At 46.3% G+C, this 18,673-nt stretch carries 14 protein-coding genes and 2 pseudogenes; 5 read left to right on the top strand and 11 right to left on the bottom strand.

Annotated elements, in window-relative coordinates; genetic code table 11:
* Nucleotides 1–4 precede the first annotated feature (4 nt).
* From AC08OG_RS08200 to rapA, 3 genes and pseudogenes are all read right to left on the bottom strand, one after another.
* Nucleotides 5–3,141 (bottom strand): annotated as a pseudogene (locus AC08OG_RS08200) (efflux RND transporter permease subunit).
* Complete coding sequence (locus AC08OG_RS08195; RefSeq protein ID WP_292356808.1) at nt 3,134–4,366, bottom strand: efflux RND transporter periplasmic adaptor subunit; 1,233 nt, start codon at nt 4,364–4,366, stop codon at nt 3,134–3,136. The pseudogene AC08OG_RS08200 and the gene AC08OG_RS08195 overlap by 8 nt, the downstream one beginning before the upstream one ends.
* A 40-nt stretch (nt 4,367–4,406) precedes the next feature.
* Nucleotides 4,407–7,274, bottom strand: coding sequence for an RNA polymerase-associated protein RapA (rapA, locus tag AC08OG_RS08190; RefSeq protein WP_292356810.1), 2,868 nt, complete (start codon nt 7,272–7,274; stop codon nt 4,407–4,409).
* 111 nt (nt 7,275–7,385) lie between these two features.
* On the opposite strand from rapA, the gene AC08OG_RS08185 reads away from it, so the two are divergent.
* Complete coding sequence (locus AC08OG_RS08185) at nt 7,386–7,964, top strand: YigZ family protein (RefSeq protein WP_292356812.1); 579 nt, start codon at nt 7,386–7,388, stop codon at nt 7,962–7,964.
* Here AC08OG_RS08185 and AC08OG_RS08180 read toward each other — a convergent pair.
* The 7 genes from AC08OG_RS08180 to AC08OG_RS08150 form a co-directional block, all read right to left on the bottom strand.
* Nucleotides 7,954–8,598, bottom strand: a complete 645-nt coding sequence (locus AC08OG_RS08180) for a class I SAM-dependent methyltransferase (RefSeq protein ID WP_292356814.1) — start codon at nt 8,596–8,598, stop codon at nt 7,954–7,956. The two genes, AC08OG_RS08185 and AC08OG_RS08180, sit on opposite strands and share 11 nt — an antisense overlap.
* Entirely contained in the window at nt 8,595–9,317 is a 723-nt protein-coding gene (locus AC08OG_RS08175; RefSeq protein ID WP_014707112.1) for a DUF445 domain-containing protein, read from the bottom strand. Before AC08OG_RS08175 ends, AC08OG_RS08180 begins: the two co-directional genes overlap by 4 nt.
* Before the next feature lie 16 nt (nt 9,318–9,333).
* Nucleotides 9,334–9,618 carry a hypothetical protein gene (locus AC08OG_RS08170; RefSeq protein ID WP_014707111.1) on the bottom strand — a complete coding sequence of 95 codons (285 nt, stop codon included), beginning with the start codon at nt 9,616–9,618 and terminating at the stop codon, nt 9,334–9,336.
* Nucleotides 9,619–9,638: 20 nt separating this feature from the next.
* On the bottom strand, nt 9,639–10,931 hold the full coding sequence (locus tag AC08OG_RS08165) for a M18 family aminopeptidase (RefSeq protein ID WP_292356820.1): 1,293 nt from the start codon (nt 10,929–10,931) through the stop codon (nt 9,639–9,641).
* A gap of 77 nt (nt 10,932–11,008) precedes the next feature.
* The gene (locus AC08OG_RS08160) at nt 11,009–11,449 is read right to left on the bottom strand and encodes a hypothetical protein (protein WP_292356823.1); all 441 of its coding nucleotides are present in this window, start codon (nt 11,447–11,449) and stop codon (nt 11,009–11,011) included.
* A 322-nt stretch (nt 11,450–11,771) separates the two neighbouring features.
* On the bottom strand, nt 11,772–12,197 hold the full coding sequence (locus AC08OG_RS08155; protein ID WP_292356824.1) for a hypothetical protein: 426 nt from the start codon (nt 12,195–12,197) through the stop codon (nt 11,772–11,774).
* Nucleotides 12,187–12,660, bottom strand: a complete 474-nt coding sequence (locus tag AC08OG_RS08150) for a YcgN family cysteine cluster protein (protein WP_292356826.1) — start codon at nt 12,658–12,660, stop codon at nt 12,187–12,189. The genes AC08OG_RS08155 and AC08OG_RS08150 overlap by 11 nt, the downstream gene beginning before the upstream one ends.
* On the opposite strand from AC08OG_RS08150, the gene AC08OG_RS08145 reads away from it, so the two are divergent.
* The 3 genes and pseudogenes from AC08OG_RS08145 to AC08OG_RS08135 all read left to right on the top strand — a co-directional run bounded on the left by AC08OG_RS08145 (nt 12,659) and on the right by AC08OG_RS08135 (nt 16,089).
* Nucleotides 12,659–13,138 (top strand): DUF6231 family protein, encoded by a 480-nt coding sequence (locus AC08OG_RS08145; protein ID WP_292356828.1) that lies wholly within the window; start codon nt 12,659–12,661, stop codon nt 13,136–13,138. The genes AC08OG_RS08150 and AC08OG_RS08145 overlap by 2 nt on opposite strands.
* A gap of 115 nt (nt 13,139–13,253) precedes the next feature.
* Nucleotides 13,254–15,335, top strand: a complete 2,082-nt coding sequence (gene ppk1 / locus AC08OG_RS08140; protein WP_292357107.1) for a polyphosphate kinase 1 — start codon at nt 13,254–13,256, stop codon at nt 15,333–15,335.
* A gap of 2 nt (nt 15,336–15,337) precedes the next feature.
* A pseudogene (locus AC08OG_RS08135) lies at nt 15,338–16,089 on the top strand (ParA family protein).
* On the opposite strand, the gene rlmKL reads toward AC08OG_RS08135, so the two are convergent.
* Nucleotides 16,081–18,315 (bottom strand): bifunctional 23S rRNA (guanine(2069)-N(7))-methyltransferase RlmK/23S rRNA (guanine(2445)-N(2))-methyltransferase RlmL, encoded by a 2,235-nt coding sequence (gene rlmKL / locus AC08OG_RS08130; RefSeq protein ID WP_292356832.1) that lies wholly within the window; start codon nt 18,313–18,315, stop codon nt 16,081–16,083. The pseudogene AC08OG_RS08135 and the gene rlmKL overlap by 9 nt on opposite strands.
* Before the next feature lie 49 nt (nt 18,316–18,364).
* Here rlmKL and yhbY point away from each other — a divergent pair, with 49 nt between their 5' ends.
* Nucleotides 18,365–18,658 carry a ribosome assembly RNA-binding protein YhbY gene (gene yhbY / locus AC08OG_RS08125; protein WP_292356834.1) on the top strand — a complete coding sequence of 98 codons (294 nt, stop codon included), beginning with the start codon at nt 18,365–18,367 and terminating at the stop codon, nt 18,656–18,658.
* Nucleotides 18,659–18,673: the final 15 nt, after the last annotated feature.

The raw sequence follows: 18,673 nt of genomic DNA, 5'->3' as shown, positions 1-18,673 counted from the left end.
CCCCTTATTCGGTGGTTTGTGTCTTGGCATTACGAAGTTTGGCAAAATTTTCGGAAATGCTTTCGTGGAACGACAATAATGCCGGAATGACAAGTAACACTAAAATCGTGGCAAACATCAAACCAAACGAAATCGATACAGCCATTGGAATCAAAAACTGCGCCTGAGGCGATGTTTCAAATAGTAATGGTGTGAGCCCGCCGATAGTAGTTAATGAGGTTAATAATACTGCCCTTAACCGTAAAACCGAGGCTTCAATAATTGCATTTTGGGTCTCCAGGCCTTTTTCACGTAAGTTCTTGAAAAAGGTCACCAGAATAATCGCATTATTGACCACGATGCCCGACAGCCCAAAGATGCCGAATAACGACAGAATTGTCAGGTCGATATTAAGTAACCAATGGCCGACCAGCGCCCCAATCAAGCCAAATGGAATGGCTGTCATAACCACTAGCGGCCAGCCATATGATGCGAATACCCAGGCCAGAATAATATAGATTAACGCAAAGGCCAGCAGTGTGCCCTGCTTCATATCCCCAATTGTATCGGCCTGTTCTTCTGCCCTGCCCTCAAAAACCACCTGAATACCATAACGCGCCATCAAATCAGGCAGAAATTCTTGCTGTAAATCCGCCAGAATAGTGTTGTTATTGGTCACCTGGCTGTCTACAGTCGCCGTGACATGTACCGCCAGACGGGTATCGGTATGGCGCAATACATCAAACCCTCGGCGTGCATCAAAGTGCACCACTGAATCCAGCGGCACACTACCGCCATCTGGCAGGCGAATCATAAAATCGTCCAGTGAGGCCTGAGTATTTCGTTGGCTATCTGGAAACATTACCCGAACTTCAACCTCGTCATCACCATCCTGAAAAATCTGTACCAGACGTCCGTCATAAGCCGAGCGTAGTTGTCTGCCAACGTTCTCAACCGTTAACCCCAACACCTCGCCCTGCTCCTTTAGGCGATAAATCAACTGCGACTGACCATAGGGTAAATCATCCTCAATTGCACTCACACCGGGATAACGTTGTAATGCATCAATAACTTCCCTGGCAGCCGCCTTGAGGTTATCGGTGGTGCCGCCGGTGAGCCGAATATCAATATCACTGCCAGGGGGCCTCCTCGACGTTCCGATATGGTGAAGGTTTCAATACCTGCAGGCATAACGATTTTCTCGCGCCAGGCATTAATAAATGTCTGATTACGCACATCGCGTTGGTCCGGCGAAGTCAATTCAACCTGCATTGAGGCAAAACGGTCATCCACCTGAGCATCAGACATGCCTCCGGCAGTACCCGCCGCGCCCAACTTACTGGTGGCGACATCAACCAATGGCTGATCCCATTGCTGATCAGTTTGCTGCAATGTCGCCGTGAGATGTTGCAGAAATTTATCAGCTTCGCTGCGCGGTGTTCCGGCAACAAAGCGTGCATTGGCTAATACCGTGGTGCCTTCAGGTGATGGGAAAAAGTTAAAACTGATGCGACCACCTGCCAGTAAACCAAAACTGATGATCAGTAACGCCATGGCAATACTCACCGTTAAGCCGCGATTTTTTACAGCATTGGTGACCAATGGACGGAAAAGATCATCACGCAGATAATTGAAAGCATTATCCAGGCGTGCACGTATTGCCGAAGGCTTAGCATGATGAATATTTTGAAAGCTATGGCGCAGATGGCCCGGCAGAATCAGAAAACACTCAATTAACGAGGCGATAATCACGCAAATCACCACAAAAGGAATATCGAACAGAATATTGCCAATCACACCACTGATAAGCATTAATGGAATAAACGACGAAATAGTGGTCAGCGAAGAAGATAAAATCGGTGCCAGCATACGTCTTGCACCACCTTCTGATGCTGTCAGTGATGGTTCACCACTCTGATAATGGGCAAATGCATCTTCTCCCACGACGATGGCATCATCAACAATAATCCCCAGCGACATGATCAGACCAAACAGGCTGATCATATTAATACTGCCTCCCAGTGCATATAACACAGCCAAAGCTGCCATAAACGATACCGGAATACCTACCGCTACCCAGAAAGCAACGCGCCCATGCAGGAACAGAAATAAAATGCCCAATACCAGTAATAATCCACCCAGGCCGTTTTTTAACAGCAGATTGATCCGTTCTTTAATCAGTTGCCAGCTGGCGTCATAGACTTTGAGCTCAACGCCCTCAGGCAGTGTTGCGGATTTTTCATCCAGCCACTGTTCAAGCACCCGCGCACTTTCCAGTGAATCGGCATTTTCCGTACGTTGCAATTCCAGTTCGATGGCTGGCTGCCCCTGATAAAACAGATTCATCTGTTTACGTAAGGGTCGCCTTTCAATAGTAGCCACATCTTCAAGTTTCACTAATCCATTGGCAAAATCGGACTGCAAAGCAAATTCAGCAAATGCTTGCACATCACGACCTTGATCCAGACTGCGGATCTGCCTTGTGCTTTCATCGTTGCCAATTTCACCAGCGGGTAAATCCTGACTCAGCTGGGCAATACGATCAGCAACCTCATCCAGATCCAGTCCCAATGCTTCCAATTTGGTTTTATCCAGCTGAATGGCTATTTCTTCAAGCGGTAATCCACTGATATTGATCCGCGAGATACCGCGATCCAACAGTTCATGCTCAATATCATGTGCAAGATAACGTAGGGACGCCAGGTCGCCAGTTTCACTGGTGATCAGAATGCGCGCCACACTTTCATAATTGGTGACCAGAGTGACTTCAGGTTCTTCACTATCCGTGGGTAAATTGCGGATCTGAGCAATTCGATCCTTGACCTGATCCAGTGCCTGCCCCATATCGCTTTTTTCAATAAACTCAAGGGTGACCCGTGACATACCGTAAGATGAGGTTGAGGTCATCTTTTTCACATAATCCACACTGCGAAGCTCCTGCTCTACCTGGCGGGTAATCGACTCGGCGACGTCCTCGGCACTGGCACCACGCCATTCAATGCTTACCGTAATAATATCCAGAGCAAAGGTCGGGAAAAACTGAGTATTAATACGATTTAACGACAGAACCCCGGCGAGGATCATCACCATCATCAACAGATTGGCAGCAACCCGATGTTGGGCAAAGAGACCAATAAAGTCGCGTTTCACCGTACTATTCATCTTTAATACTTACGGATAACCCATTGATGGCATTTGGTAATTGAGTAGTAATAATCTGATCACCCTGTTGCAAAGCTTCGCTTTGAATCAGCAAGCGGCTTTTGCCATCCTGATTGGAGTAATCACCGATTTTGCTGACTTGCACCGCTTCAAGCTGATTATTACGAACACGATAAACCCGATCCAAACCATATAAAGCACTGTAAGGAATGGCTACAGTATCCTGCCGAACGGGCAAATCAAGTTGGGCGCTGACAAACTGTCCTGCGGCCAAAGGTCCCGGATCACCTTGTAGGCGGAACAGGCCATCCCGTCCTGCGACATTGGCATTCACCTCACCGCTGAGGCGCTGTAATTCAAATTCATATTGCCGACCGGAAACTTCGGCAGTAGCGGTCAATTGCTGTGTTTCAAGCACTGAATAAATATCCGCCAGATAACGCTGCGGAATGGATGCACGCAATTCCAGTTGCTGCATATCATAAAGCGTCATTAAGGCATCACCCACCTGCACCCGGTCACCCTTGGCAATTTGCCGATCCGTGATTCGACCTGAAAATGGTGCTTCGATAATGGTACGACTCAAATCCAGTTCTGCGCGATCCAGTTGTGCCTGAGCCTGTTGACGGTTTGCCTGAAGTTGGGCAATTCGAATGGGATGATCCTGAATATCAAACTGCCGCTGTTTAAGCTCAAGGCTTTGTTGCGCCTGTAAAGAGATGGATTCATCCAATAAAGCCTGGGATGACAACTGGCTCTGTTGCAACTTTTCAGCACGATTCACCGCCGCTTTAGCCAGATCGACTAATTGCTGTTGCGTACCTAACAGGGCTTGATTGCGTTTAAGTTGCGACTTTTCTGCCTCGATCTGTGCATCAATCAGTGCCAGTTCGGCAGCAGCCTGTTCTACCGCCAATTGTGCTTCTCGAGGATCCAGCTCAATCAGCACATCTCCCTGTTCAACATATTCGCCATCAAACACATAAACCTCAGCGACATCTGCGGTAACAGCAGCTCGCAAATTAGCCATTTGCGGGGCTTCAAGACGACCATACAACGTTAATGTTGGTGATAATGCGGCAAAATCAATCGTCTGAGTCTCAACCAAAACACCCTTTACCGGACGATCCTGAACCGGAGCCTGAGGACGGGTACTGATCAACGTACTGAATATTACGATGGCCAATGCCACGACCAGCAAAGGGGGTAACAAACGTTTAATCAAAACCCTACTCCGTTAAATTTTCATGGGTGACTTTGGCAGATCACTCCGCTTCTGTCACGATGATTAAGCGTAACGCATCCAATTTCAGTTCAGCCTGGTGCAAATACTGCTGCAACTGTTGTTGTTGCAACTGCAGTGCTTCAATTTCTGCTGGCTTAATATGGGTGTTTTGTTCTGCAAGATGCTGCAGACGGTTCAATTCATGGTCCGTCAGCTCAGTCATTTTACTGATAGCTTGTTCAATTAACTGTTTTTGATGTTTGTCTGCCATTTTTTTACTAGCGTCAATTAAATTATCGATTCGGGATCTGGCGACCTGCACCATCTGCTGAGCAGTATGTTTGGGAATGCGGCCAGCTTGCTGATTCATTTCCTGCTCGGGTAACTGTTCTTCAAAACAACGGCCATTCTCGTCGATAACAATTCGCAGGTAAGATTCAGGAATATACCGCGTAATATTAAACTGCTTCGGTGCAGGACAATGCATTACAAAGGCGACTTCCAGTAACAAACTTCCAGCGGGGACCAGATTACTTTTTAACTGACAGAATGCGGTATTACCCAGATCAGAACTGATCACCGCATCCATTGCCGATAACACCAATGGATGCTCCCAACTCAAAAACGCCATATCCTCGCGGGATAACGCTCTGGCACGCTGATAAGTGGCCGTTAAACCGTCTTCTGGCAGGTCAATTTCATCACTTCGTAACTCATCACCACGCTGCAATATAATACTGTCAGCACTGTGAGCCTGTTGCTCAACACCGTAAGCATCAAAGAAATCATCCATAAAAGCAGCCAGTTCCAATGGGCTGCTGGCATCGTCTACCTGCATCAGGATTTCTTTTGCAGCGGCTTCATCATAGGAATTCAATGTGAGCAGTCGGTCCCGTCCCTGACTGAGACTTTCGCGTAATTGCTGCTCTGCCTTTTGGGTTTCTTTAAGCAATTTGGCAAAAGCTTTTTTGTCTTCGGGATGTCTTAGACATTGTTCCAGCTGATCAGCAAATTGTTCACGTAATGCGGCACCGGTTTTACAAACAGATTCAAACGCATTTAAACCCTGCTGATACCAGTCCAGCAACAATTGCTGAGCAGTATCCTGATAAAACGGCAGCACGATGTTGACGGTATTACGCTGGCCGATACGATCCAGTCTACCAATGCGTTGTTCCAGCAAATCGGGATTGAGCGGTAAATCAAATAACACCAGATATGAACAGAACTGGAAGTTACGGCCTTCACTGCCAATTTCCGAGCAGATCAGAATTTGTGCGCCCTCTTCATCATCAGCAAAAAAAGCCGCAGCACGATCGCGGGTAATTAATGTCATCTGTTCATGAAATACAGCGCTACGCACACCATGTTGCAGACGCAGATGTAATTCCAGCTCTTTTGCCGTTTCAGCATTGGCGGTAATTAATAAGGTTTTTTCTCCACGGTGCTGTTTCAGCCAGCTCACCAACCATTCAACCCGCGGATCCAGCTCCAGCCAGTCTTCACCTAAAAGTGTTTCTGGTTGTACCAATTGAGTAAGTTCGCTGTTGGTTTCGGGCAAAAACTGCTCTGGAAAATCCAGCGGATAAGTTGTCAACTGCCGCTCAGGAAACCCTTTAACGGTATCGCGGGTATTACGGAATAAAATCCGCCCGGTGCCGAATTGGTCTAGAAACTGCTGTTTAGCCTGTTCACGTGCTGCTTCAAATTCATCACTGTCAGCCAACGCAGATAACAACTCATCATCCAGATAAGGTTTTAATTGCACTTTTAAACGTTTGTTTTTATCGAAATCACTGGCTGATTCAACCGCCATCAATTGCTCGAGTAACAGACTGATTTGTTGATAATGCTGTTGTTCTTCCCGAAATTGCGCTAAGTCATAATAGCGATCGGGATCCAGTAACTTCAAACGGGCAAAGTGACTGTCCATACCCAGCTGTTCAGGTGTAGCAGTTAACAATAAGACTGAAGCAATCTGCTCTGCCAGTTTTTCAACCAGTTGATAACCTTCACTGCTCTCACTGCTCTGATCTTCATGCCACTGTAGATGATGTGCCTCGTCCACTACCAACATATCCCAGCTTGCCTGCAATACATCTGTTTGCATTTCAGGATGATTTTCCAGCGTCTGTAAATCAGTTAATACTAATTGAGCGCTATCAAAGGCATTGCCCTCGTCTAATTCAACCAGCGCTTCATAGCGTTCGGCATCAATCACCGTAAAAGCCAGATTAAAACGTCTTAGCATTTCAACTAACCACTGATGCACCAATGCTGAAGGTACAATCACCAGTACACGACTGGCCCGACCCTGCATGATTTGCTGATGCATAATCAAGCCAGCTTCAATGGTTTTCCCCAAGCCGACTTCATCGGCCAGTAAAACTCTGGCAGAAATACGGTTGGCCATTTGTGAGGCAATATAAAACTGATGCGGCAGACATTGGACCCGAGCGCCCAATAGTCCAAATACCGGTGACTGATGTAAACGATGAAAATATTGATGGGTTCGGAGTCGTAATTGGAACTGGCGATTTTTATCTATCTGACCAGCAAATAAACGGTCTGAGGCCTGGCTAAACTGTACAAAGCTATCCAGATCCATCTCATGAATACTGACAGCTTCTCCCTCAGCGGTTTCCCCCTGATAAATCACACAGCCATTTAAAGGATGTTTTTCACTGATGGTAAAAATCTGTCCCTTACGGGTTTTTACCTTTTCACCCAGCGGATAATCCACCCGGCTCAATGGTGCATTATTAGCGGCGTAACTGCGCTGCTCTTCGGCAGCCGGAAAGGAAATTTCAATTCGTCTTCCGGTGACTTCAATGATGATACCCAGACCTAACTCGGCCTCGCTGTTACTGACCCAACGTTGGCCAACTGCAAAACTTAATTCTGACAAACTGTGCTACCTGATTAATTGCGATGAATTTAGACATTGCCCTACCTGACAGGCGAGCAAAATATGCTGATATGGTAAATTGTCAGGCTGTATTTTCCTATAGTAAATAAGATGTCCAGCCAGTTTTTTATACTTCGCACTCCTTCAATCAGCGAATCGGAAATCAAAAAATCGCGGTTTATTGGCGTAGCTATGCATTGTGACAGTGAACAATCTGCTTTAAAACAGCTTCGACAATTGGCTGCACAGCATGCCTCTGCTAATCATCTGGCCTTTGCCTGGCGGATCCGCGCCGCTGAAGGGTTTATCACCGAACGTTTTTTTGATGCCGGCGAACCATCCGGCACTGCAGGTCGGCCCATTCTGTCACCGTTACAAGGCGAAGATCTGATTAATACGGTGGTGGCGGTCATTCGTTATTTTGGCGGGGTTAAATTAGGCACTGGAGGTCTGACCCGAGCTTATGGAAATGCCGCTAAACAAGCCATCGATGCAGCAGGCAAGCTTCCCTGGGTAGAAATGGCGCAACTCAGTTTAAAGATTGATTACAGCCAGTTACAAATGCTGGAATATCAGCTTAAACAGATCAAAGGACGAATTGTCGATCAGCAATTTACCGATATGGTCAGCGTGGTAATCGAATTGCCCGCTGAGCATCTTGTCGCAATTCGCGAACAATTCAGTTCGTAAACGTTATCAAACGCTGGTTAATGTCAACTGTACTGAAAGCAAATTGTTGCTGAATGAACTTCAGGCTATCGCGATGATAGAAAAACACATGAGTAATATCGTTTTTGTAGTGCCACTTGGCAAAATCAATACCCTCATCAAACAGCTGGGTCATACAAAACAGTTTCCCATCCGCCTTAAGCAATGATTTGAGGCGGGCAAATTCAATTGCTGGCTGATGAAAATGTTCAATAACTTCGCAACAGATAATAAAATCATATTGCTGTATTAACACGCTGTTATCCGGATAAAAAACCGGATCATACAACTTTGTCTGATAGCCTTTTTCAGTAATGATTTTACTGATAACAGGTCCAGGCCCCGCCCCAAAATCCAGACCGATTTTGTCAGAGGTAATCTGGCTTAGAATAGCCTCGGTAATTGGTGAGACAAACTGCTGATATCGTGGATCATCAACATCATTTTCATGGGTCAGATATAACGCTGTTTCGCTTTCCCGATCTGGCAGATGCTGTTTGCCCATCTGCAACGCATGACATTCATCACACTGCCAGTAATCGCGACCACGCCAATGATGATAAAAGGCTACGGGCGCGGCGCATAAGCGACAACTATTCTCGATCCACGGGTTCACAACGGTAAAAAGCTGGTCAGCAGTCCTATCAAGCCACCAAATACCCCGCCCCAGACGACCAGCCAGCCCAAATGCTGACGAATCAGGTCCTGAATCATCTGCTTGACCATTAATGGTGTCAGTTCTTCCAGTCGACTGTGAACGATAGCGTAAATCTGCCGATATAAATCATCGCTGACCGGCCCACTGCTAAGCTTTTCCCGCAGGTGCTGCTGAAAGTGTTCGCTATGGGCAATGTCATTCAACGAATGCTGCATTTTACGAACAAAAGGTTCTTTCAGTGGATTAAGCGCCTTGGCTCCGCCGACCATTGATAACATGCTGCCAAATGATGACTCCATAATGGTTGCCACCAGATTATCAAACACCGGATTCAGGTCAGTTTGATCGATGATTTCGGAAAAATCGAGTTGATGATCGCGCTTATCATCGAGCATCTCGCTGACAAAGCGATCCAGACTTTGCTGATTAAAAAACTGTTCCATTACCAGTTTTTCAATCGCTGTGCGAAACTCACTGAAGCGTGCTGTAATGACACCGGATCCATACAATCCAGGTACTTTCTCAAACAGCATATGAATGGCCAGCCAGTTCGTTATCCCTCCGGCCAAGGCAAACATTCCCATTGATAAAACCGGTTCACGCCAGGGAGTGTCCAACAATAAACCTACGCCAATCACTGCGGCCGCGCAGAGATTGGTTAATAAACTCTTATTCATCGTCAGTTAATTCTATTCAGTCTTTAGTCCAGCGAGTTAATGCTTCAATGATCTGTTGCGCCTGATCGCGGCTGGAGATATTGAATTTTGAACGTTGGCCATACTCACCATTACGTTTTTGATAGCGGCGGATCGTATATTTATCAGGACCAAACTCGCCAGTTTTGCGATCCAGATCCTGATAACGGAACATCACTGTTGCCCAGGCACCTTTGGTAAGAACAACCTTATCGAGTTCCTTGACGGTGGTCACATCGCCTTCCTGATAGGTCACCGTTAACTCATCAACTGTTTCTGACATAGTGTTTATATTCCTTTGATTTAATTAAAAAACTGTTTAAGCGCATTGTATAAATGCGAAGTATCCTGGCTGCCGGCAAGCTCACGAATCGAATGCATGGCAAAAGTTGGTACACCGATATCCAATGTGTGAACGCCAAGGTTACTGGCAGTTAACGGCCCGATTGTACTGCCACAGCCCATATCCGTTCGCACCACAAAATCCTGCACCGGCACATCAGCCAGTTCACAAAGCTGCCGGAAACGTGCACTGCTTTGACTGTTAGTGGCATAACGCTGATTGGCATTACTTTTAATCACCGGTCCTTTATTCAGGATGGGGCCATGTTGTTCATCATGCCGATCAGCATAGTTGGGGTGAATGCCATGCGCATTATCAGCAGAAATTAATAAGGAGTGCTGGATAATTCGTTGATAGCTTTCATTATCCTGGGCCAGACGCTGCAGAACGGCGGGCAAAAAGGTTCCTTGTGCGCCACTGGTCGACACACTGCCGACCTCTTCATGATCTGTGCATACCAGTAAATTGGCCTTATTTTTCGATCCAGCCAATAACGCCTGCAAACCAATATAACAGCTCAGCAGATTGTCCAGTCGCGCCGCACTGATAAAGTCTTCATTAATACCAACCAGTGCCGATGGTTGCGTATCGTAAAAACAGATTTCGTAATCCAGCACTTTACCTACATTCAGTTCACCCTGCTCGGATCTGAGCTGTTGCTCGAGTAAGGCACGGAAATCCGGTTTATCGCCCTCTTCGGTCTGCAGCACTATCGGTGGTAGATGCAGCTGCGGATTAATACTGCGATTCTGATTGACGTCCCGATCTAGGTGGATGGCCAGACTGGGAATAGTTGCCACAGGCTTTTTGAAATTAACCAACGCATGGCTTAATTGACCATCGGCATCAACAAAGCTTACGCGTCCGGCCATCGATAAATCCCGATCAAACCAGGGGTTTAACAGGGCTCCACCATATACTTCAACACCCAGCTGCCAGAATGAATTTTTTACCGTGCCCGGTTGTGGTTTGACTTTTAAACAGGGACTATCGGTATGCGCTCCCACCATTTGAAAACCGGCTTCTGCCAGATTGATATCGGGCAGGTTAAACGCAATTATGGAGGAGTCATTGCGGGTTACATAATATCCACCGGTCGATAATGTTCCCCAACTTTCTTTTTCATTGAGCTGTTTGTATCCAGCAGCCTCCAAAGCCGCTTTCATATTGGCTACCGCATGAAACGGTGTGGGTGAGGCATCAATAAAATCAAGTAAACCACGATTGAGGTTCTGGGGGGACATGCTGCTCATGATGAATTCCGGAGTATGAAACTGGACGATATGTTAACGATTTTGTCGCATCAATGTGACAAATTCAGCCGATTGTTTCAATCTTCTATGATTTGGCCACGATAAATCCGTTTACTTTTAGGCTTTGCAGAAGGTTGTTTGTCAACCGGTTGGGAGGGACTCTTAACCCTATCTGATGTTGAGTCTGTCTGCCCTTTTTCAACAACCAGATGACCACGATACATACGTGGGGTTTTAGAGTGACTGGAAGAGTCAACATTTTCAGATCTCGCCTGGCGTCGTAATCCCAGCGCGGCGAAAATATCTGCTTGATCTTCAATGCTGGCACGTCCACTTAATGGCATTTTCAGCGTACTGTTAAAACTGGTTCGTTCAATGAGTAGTCTTGGCAGTAATCTGGCAACCTCAATACCTTTTACTGAACCAAATGCCATCGCTTCAATTTGACCCTGTTCGAAAATAATATGGCAGGCTTTGTTATCGGCAGTCGTTAAAACTAGGGTCTGTTTATCTTTCAAGGTCCCCCTCTGCTGGAGAATATTTTTTCATCTCGCAAGGCGGAAATGATGAGGTGTAGTTATTTCTACATAAGTCATTTCCAACGCCGTGAGGCGGAAAAATAGTCCCAGCCCCATGGGTTGTGGCTGAAAACTCACCACTCCGCGTTGCTCGTCGTTGATTTAGACTCACTAAACTGCTCTCCTCGCGCCTTGATTGGTAAGTTTTCAGTCACAACAGAGGCGACCTTGAAAGAAAAACAGACCCTGGGTGCCGCTTTTTTGCTCGTTACATAACGTCAGAAGCAGCTTCAGAATTTCCGTTGTCTCAAGCATAAATCCCTCATTCTGTATCGTCCTGTTTTTTAGCTCGGATAATGCGCCGGGCATTACCGCCATGTAAACGACAACGATCAGCTAAAGCGCCCAGCGACCATGCTTCAGGCTGACGGATCGCCACTGATCGTTTGCACTTCTTACCGCCTGGTAATCGTGCACCACATGGTGGACGATAACGTTTGATCTTTTCCCATCCTTCCAGGGTTTGGGTGGCTTTACGAATGACTTTTACTTCCCGGGGTGACAGGCTGTTTTGGTCGACTGGACGTGTTTTTTCATCAGTGTGTCGCCACCAGTAACGCACCACTGGCAATGGCAGTCCAAAACGACGAGCCAAATCATCTGGTTTTCGGTAAATTTCCATCTCAAGCAGCGTCAATGCAGCTTGTTCCAGACGGGCAGTAAATTCGCGACTTTCTTCAGGTGTCATGCGGGTAAACAGGTGGCTGCAACGCAATAACCTCTTCGGTTAGATCTATATCTTCTGATTCGCTAATAGCCACATTGCGAACAGAAACTCCTGCATCAATCACACTTTGCGGATCACCGGTAATCAATGGATGCCATTCTGGTAACGTTTCGCCTTCAGCAAGTAAACGGTAGGCGCAGGTATCGGGCAACCAGTCAAAAAAGTGTGCCTGCTCGACGCTAAGTTGAATACAATCTGGCACAGTCTTTTGCCGATTAGCATAATCCTTACAGCGACACGTTGAAATATCCAGTAATTCACATGCCACACGTGTGTAATACATCCGGTCATCTGAATCATCTTCAAGCTTATGCAGACAGCAGCGCCCACAGCCATCGCAAAGGCTTTCCCATTCGGTATGTGTCATCTGTCCAAGACGTTTGTGTTTCCAGAACTCGGTAGATGTTTTATGCTGGTCAGTCATGAATCAATCAGTCTTATTGTCTTCGCTGCTCAGTACGCTGATACAGCAATTTGATCCGCAATCTGTATTGGTTGCGGGAGAGTCGGCCAAGCTATGCCTGAACGACTGTCAAGATACCAGATCAGAGACGCTGGCGACACCATTTGAACAAGCACAACTGAAGCAAATTCACAGTATCGATCTGGCGGTCATCAGCGACTTGACGGAAACTTTACCGTTACAGGCCGGGCAACAATGGCTGGGCTATTTACGCAATTTACATGCACCGCATATTATTCTGATTACCAATCCTGCGCTGGCGCAAAAACAGGGATGGCAATTTCGCGATTATCTGGCCATGGGCCTGCATCATATTGCCGGAACCAGTGATGGATTACAGGTGTTCAGTTATGCTATTGAAAATTACCAGCCCAAACGTGACTGGCTGAACAGTCGTTTCTGGGCAAATCCGGAAAACTATGACAAATATCGTTGGTAGGCTGTCATCAGATTGTCATCAAATCCCTCTAGTTTGCTTGGGGGTGTCGGGTTACAGAAACACTAAACAAGCTTATCGTTAATTAACCTTCAAACAAGCCATCAAAATGGAAAACATGGAAACACAAATTGATCTGAACAGCTCCGACCTTTACCTGAATCGTGAGTTGAGTCTGCTGGAGTTCAATTGGCGCGTATTACAACAGGCCCTTGACCCCACTGTGCCATTGCTGGAAAGACTAAATTATCTGTGTATTTCCAGTACCAATCTGGATGAATTTTTTGAAGTACGCGTTGCCGGTCTGATCCAACAAATCGAAATTGGTGATCCCTACCTGGAAGCTGATCAAATCAGCGCTCAGGAAGCATTAAGGTTGATCAGCATACGTGCCCATGAATTGGTTGATGAGCAATATTCGGTACTTAATGATGAGTTATTACCGTTATTGGAGCAGGAAGGCATTAAGGTCTTGCCAAGACCAATGTGGACAAGTGAACACAGTGCCTGGCTGGAACAGTATTTTCGCGATGAAATTCAGCCTATCCTTAGTCCTATTGGGCTCGACTCCTCCCATCCATTTCCCCGATTACTCAATAAAAGTTTAAATTTTATTGTATCGATGGATGGCAAAGATGCTTTTGGTCGCAATATCGGTTTTGCCATTTTACAGGCCCCCAGAGCGCTACCACGAGTGATTCAGCTACCTCCGGAATTATGTGAACCTGGGCAATATCACTTTGTATTTTTATCATCGATTATTCATGCGTTTGCCGATGATCTGTTTTTTGGGATGAAGATCAAGGGCTGTTATCAATTTCGTGTTACCCGAAACAGTGATTTGGCCATTGATACTGAAGAAACCAGTGATTTGCTGGCAACCATAGCGGATGAATTGACACATCGTAATTACGGTGACGAAGTTCGACTTGAGATTGCCCATAACTGCCCTGAAGAAATGGTTAATTTCCTGCGTGACCAGTGTGCAATGCATCAGGATAACGTCTATCTGGTCAATGGCCCGGTGAATCTAAGCCGTTTGCAGGCTTTGCATTCAATGGTTGAACGTTCGGATTTGAAATTTAAACCCTTTACTCAGGGAAGACCCAATGGTCTGACATCAGAGGTGGAAATCTTTGGGCTATTAAAACAGAAGGATGTCCTTTTACATCATCCCTATCAATCCTTTACCCCCGTCATTGATCTGATCAAACAGGCAGCTTCGGATTCCAGCGTGCTGGCCATCAAACAAACCTTGTACCGTACAGGTGCTGTTTCACCGATCGTCGATGCATTGGTCGCCGCCGCTCACGGTGGAAAAGAAGTTACCGTGGTTATTGAATTGCGGGCACGTTTTGATGAAGAAGCTAACGTTGCATTGGCTTCCAAGTTACAACAGGCGGGAGCTCATGTCGTATATGGCATTGTTGGCTATAAAACCCATGCCAAAATGCTGCTCATTCTGCGTCGTGAAAATAATAAATTACGTCGTTACGTCCATCTAGGCACCGGCAACTACCATCGTAGTACTTCACGTATTTATACCGATTATGGGTTGCTGACCTCAGATAAACAGATTGGTGAAGACGTTAATAACCTGTTTATTCAGCTGACCAGCCTTGGCAAAATTCCCAAAATGCATAAATTACTACATGCACCTTTCAATCTGCATCAAGGATTACTGGATAAAATTGACCGCGAGATTGCGCATGCCGAAGCAGGCAAAAATGCTCGCATTATCGTCAAGGTCAATGCATTGGTTGAGCCGGAAATGATTAATGCCTTCTACCGAGCTTCTATTGCTGGCGTTAAAATTGATTTGATTGTCCGCGGCATCTGTACTTTAAAACCAGGTGTTCAAGGCGTCTCAGAAAACATCCAGGTGCGCGGCATAATTGGACGGTTTCTCGAGCATACCAGGGTATTTTATTTCGAAAACGATGGACAGGTTGAGATCTGGGCCGGCAGTGCCGATTTGATGAAACGTAACCTGCTGCGTCGTGTGGAAACCTGTTTTCCGATTGAATCCAAACGACTGCAAAAACGCATTATTGCCGATCTGAATTTATATCTTGCTGATAATACCCAGGCGTGGATCCTCTCCGCTGATGGTCGTTACCATCGGGCAGCCCGCAACGAAGGAGATGAAATGATCAGTGCACAGAACACGCTTCTGGAAGAATTGGCGAAAATCAATTAATCATGCAAATCATCGCATTCTTTAATTTGAAAGGTGGCGTGGGTAAAACCACGTCTGCAGTTAATATTGCCTGGCAGGCCGCTAATGAGGGTATTCCTACTCTTTTGTGGGATTTGGATCCGCAGGGGGCTGCCAGCTGGTTGTTACAACGCAAAAGCAAGTCCAAAGCGGAAGCCAAAAAACTGTTATCTGGTAAAACGCCTATCGGTGAATTAGTTAAAAGTACCGATTATCCTTCTCTGGATATTATTCCTGCCGATTTTTCATTCCGGCAAATGGATTTGGATCTGGCAAAAGCCGGTGATAAAAAAATCAACTGGCCAAGCTTTTAGCCCCGTTTGGCGAAAGCTACTCGCTAATTGTGCTCGATTGTCCGCCCAGTTTTTCTGAACTGACTGAACAGATGTTCGCTGCGGCTGATGTGATCTATGTACCGATTATTCCCAGCCATTTGTCGATGCGTACCTTTGAACAGACACGAGACTTTTTCAAAGAAAATAATCTTAAGCCCAAACGTCTTCACCCCTTTTTCACCATGGCAGATCGCCGTCGGAGTCTGCATCGCGTCATGCTGGCCCATCCACCCAAGATGCTGAAACATGGTTTGCAAACAGCCATTCCCTATGCCGCCGTAGTGGAAAAAATGGGCGATGTCAGAGCGCCTTTAGCGGCTTTTGCAGCCAACTCGACTGTGAATAAAGCCTACGAAGCATTGTGGCAGGAAATTAAAGCCACGCTCGATAGTTCAAGCTGATTTTTGTATACGCCAGCAATAATGGATTTTTGAATTTCTTTCAAAATCAGTTGGCAAGGTTGCCTTACTAATGTCTTTTATATTTAGCCCTTGCAACGCTGACGCATCCAGTTTGAAGTCACGTCGGTTGGTGGAAAAGAAAATTTCACCTCCCGGATTTAACATGCCGGCGACTTTATGCAGCATATCGATATAGTCACGCTGTATATCAAACACCCCTTCCATTTTGTTGGAGTTGGAAAAGGTCGGTGGATCAACAAAAATCAAATCAAAACGTAAATTCTGTGTTTCGGGTTCATTTAACCAGGCCAATACATCTGCTCGAATAAACTGATGCTGCTCACCAACAAAGTTATTCAATTGCATATTATCTCTGGCCCAGCCAAGGTAGGTATTTGACATATCTACGGTGGTAGTGGATTTGGCTCCACCTGCAGCAGCATAAACCGTCGCACTGCCGGTATAGGCAAACAGATTCAGAAATGCTTTTCCTCTGCTGTTTTCAGCTAGCATCTGCCGGGTGATTCGGTGATCCAGAAATAATCCGGTATCCAAATAATCCGTCAGATTAATCCAGAAGCGAAGATCATTTTCCCGGACTTCAAAACGCTGGCGTAAAGCCGCCTGTGACTCATACTGGTTAGAACCACGTTGTTTCTGGCGTAACTTTAGCGCAACTTTATCGTCCTTTACACCTAACACAGCCGGAATGATTTGCATGACTTCATCGAGACGTTCGCTGGCTTTTAACGGATCGATATCTGCTGGCGGTGCATATTCCTGCACATGAACGTAGTCTCCATAAACATCAATAGCCACAGCGTAATCTGGTAAATCAGCATCATAAACCCGGTAACAATCCAGCTGGTTTTTGCGTGCCCATTTGGCTAAATGCCGAACATTCTTTTTCAACCGATTAGCGAACATCTCGGCTTGTGGAGAAACATTTTCCACCACCGATGAACTAACAGCAGGCTTTGCTTTGGTTTTCGGTGTTTTATCCCACGGTGAGGGGGATGCCGCCATTTCCTGCTGCACCGGTTTGGCATCACGCCGTAATGGTTTGGGGGCGCGATATGACAAGACTTCACAGGCAATCGGGCCATTGTCAAAAGGCTTGCTGTCAAATAGATTGAGGCCAGTCAATTTACCCAGCTGAGCGTTGTCAGTAATAATGGTCGTTCGCCATGCCGGTAGATGATGATTTACTAAATCACCAAGCGCTTCGTAAACATTATGTAACGAAGCGGCATCACCAATACGTTGCCCATATGGCGGGTTTGAAACGACTAGCCCAACGTCAGGTAGGGTTTGAGCGACCGTTGCCCAGTTCTGCAGATCACGATGGATAACCTGAATACGATCACTCAGTCCGGCGGCTTCTATATTGGCCTGGGCCGCCGCAACGGCAGATTTATCCTGATCCCCGCCCATTATCATCGGCAAACGTGCCAGCCCACTAAGGCGTCTTCTTTCAGCATCCGCCTTTAATTGCTGCCAGGCAGCCTTGTCATGCTGCTTCCAGTAGAGAAAACCAAAATAATCTCGCTGTAAACCTGGCGCAATATCGGCCGCCATCAATGCTGCTTCGATCAAAAAGGTACCACTACCACACATCGGATCCAGCAATGCCCAACCTTCACGGGCAAGTTTTGGCCATTCAGCAGACAATAAGATGGCTGCCGCCAGGTGTTCCTTTATCGGAGCATTCGTCTGACTGACGCGATAGCCGCGTTTATGCAAACTTTCGCCGGATAAATCAATACTGACAATTGCCTGGTTATGTTTAAGGTAGACATTTACCCGCAGATCCGGCTGATGCAAATCAACGGAAGGTCTTTTACCCGATAAATCACGCAGTCGATCAACGATGGCATCTTTAACTTTCTGCGCACCAAACTGGGTATGATGAATTTTCGAACGAAAACTATTGAAATCAATTGCCAGAGTGGTGTCTTCAGCATCGATATGCTCTTCCCAGGCGAACTCTTTAATCCCGTTATAAAGCTGATCAGTCGTTTCGGCGGTGAAGTGAGCGATTGGCATTAGCACTCTGACCGCGACGCGTGACCATAAACAGACCTGATAGGCTTCCTTTAGACTTCCGGTGAAACGAATGCTACCTGCCTCTGTTTTGTACTGTTTGATACCGATTTGTTTGAGTTCGGTTTCCAGCAACGGCAACATGCCCCGTGCTGCGGTGACGGTGAACTTGTGTTTAGTCATGAAACTATCCTGATATAATCACAGCATTTTAATACAGGTAGCTCTTCACATGGCAGTCAATGATAAACAACGCCGATATCTGAAAGGATTGGCTCACCCGCTAAAGCCAGTAGTAATGATTGGTAACGCGGGTCTTACTGAAAACGTACTGGCTGAAATTGAAAATGCTTTGGCCTATCACGAGCTGATTAAAGTCCGAGTTAGCGGCCAGGAAAAAGCTGATCGAAAGCAAATGCTCGATGAGATTGCGAAAAAAACCGGTGCAGATTTAATCATGGTAATCGGTCATATTGGTGGTTTATATCGCCCGGCTGATAAGCCTGTCATCCAGTTGCCGGGTTAATTACAAGGACAATTC

The organism is Methylophaga sp. F7 (assembly GCF_056863975.1).
This window is presented reverse-complemented; position numbering and strand designations above follow the sequence as displayed.

Bases quoted from the DNA above. Each gene is read 5' to 3' on its own strand.
- AC08OG_RS08185 (WP_292356812.1), top strand. From the start codon at position 7,386: ATGTCCAGCCAGTTTTTTATACTTCGCACTCCTTCAATCAGCGAATCG.
- AC08OG_RS08175 (WP_014707112.1), bottom strand. From the start codon at position 9,317: ATGAATAAGAGTTTATTAACCAATCTCTGCGCGGCCGCAGTGATTGGC.
- AC08OG_RS08170 (WP_014707111.1), bottom strand. From the start codon at position 9,618: ATGTCAGAAACAGTTGATGAGTTAACGGTGACCTATCAGGAAGGCGAT.
- AC08OG_RS08165 (WP_292356820.1), bottom strand. From the start codon at position 10,931: ATGAGCAGCATGTCCCCCCAGAACCTCAATCGTGGTTTACTTGATTTT.
- AC08OG_RS08155 (WP_292356824.1), bottom strand. From the start codon at position 12,197: ATGACACCTGAAGAAAGTCGCGAATTTACTGCCCGTCTGGAACAAGCT.
- AC08OG_RS08145 (WP_292356828.1), top strand. From the start codon at position 12,659: ATGAATCAATCAGTCTTATTGTCTTCGCTGCTCAGTACGCTGATACAG.
- AC08OG_RS08150 (WP_292356826.1), bottom strand. From the start codon at position 12,660: ATGACTGACCAGCATAAAACATCTACCGAGTTCTGGAAACACAAACGT.
- ppk1 (WP_292357107.1), top strand. From the start codon at position 13,254: ATGGAAACACAAATTGATCTGAACAGCTCCGACCTTTACCTGAATCGT.
- rlmKL (WP_292356832.1), bottom strand. From the start codon at position 18,315: ATGACTAAACACAAGTTCACCGTCACCGCAGCACGGGGCATGTTGCCG.
- yhbY (WP_292356834.1), top strand. From the start codon at position 18,365: ATGGCAGTCAATGATAAACAACGCCGATATCTGAAAGGATTGGCTCAC.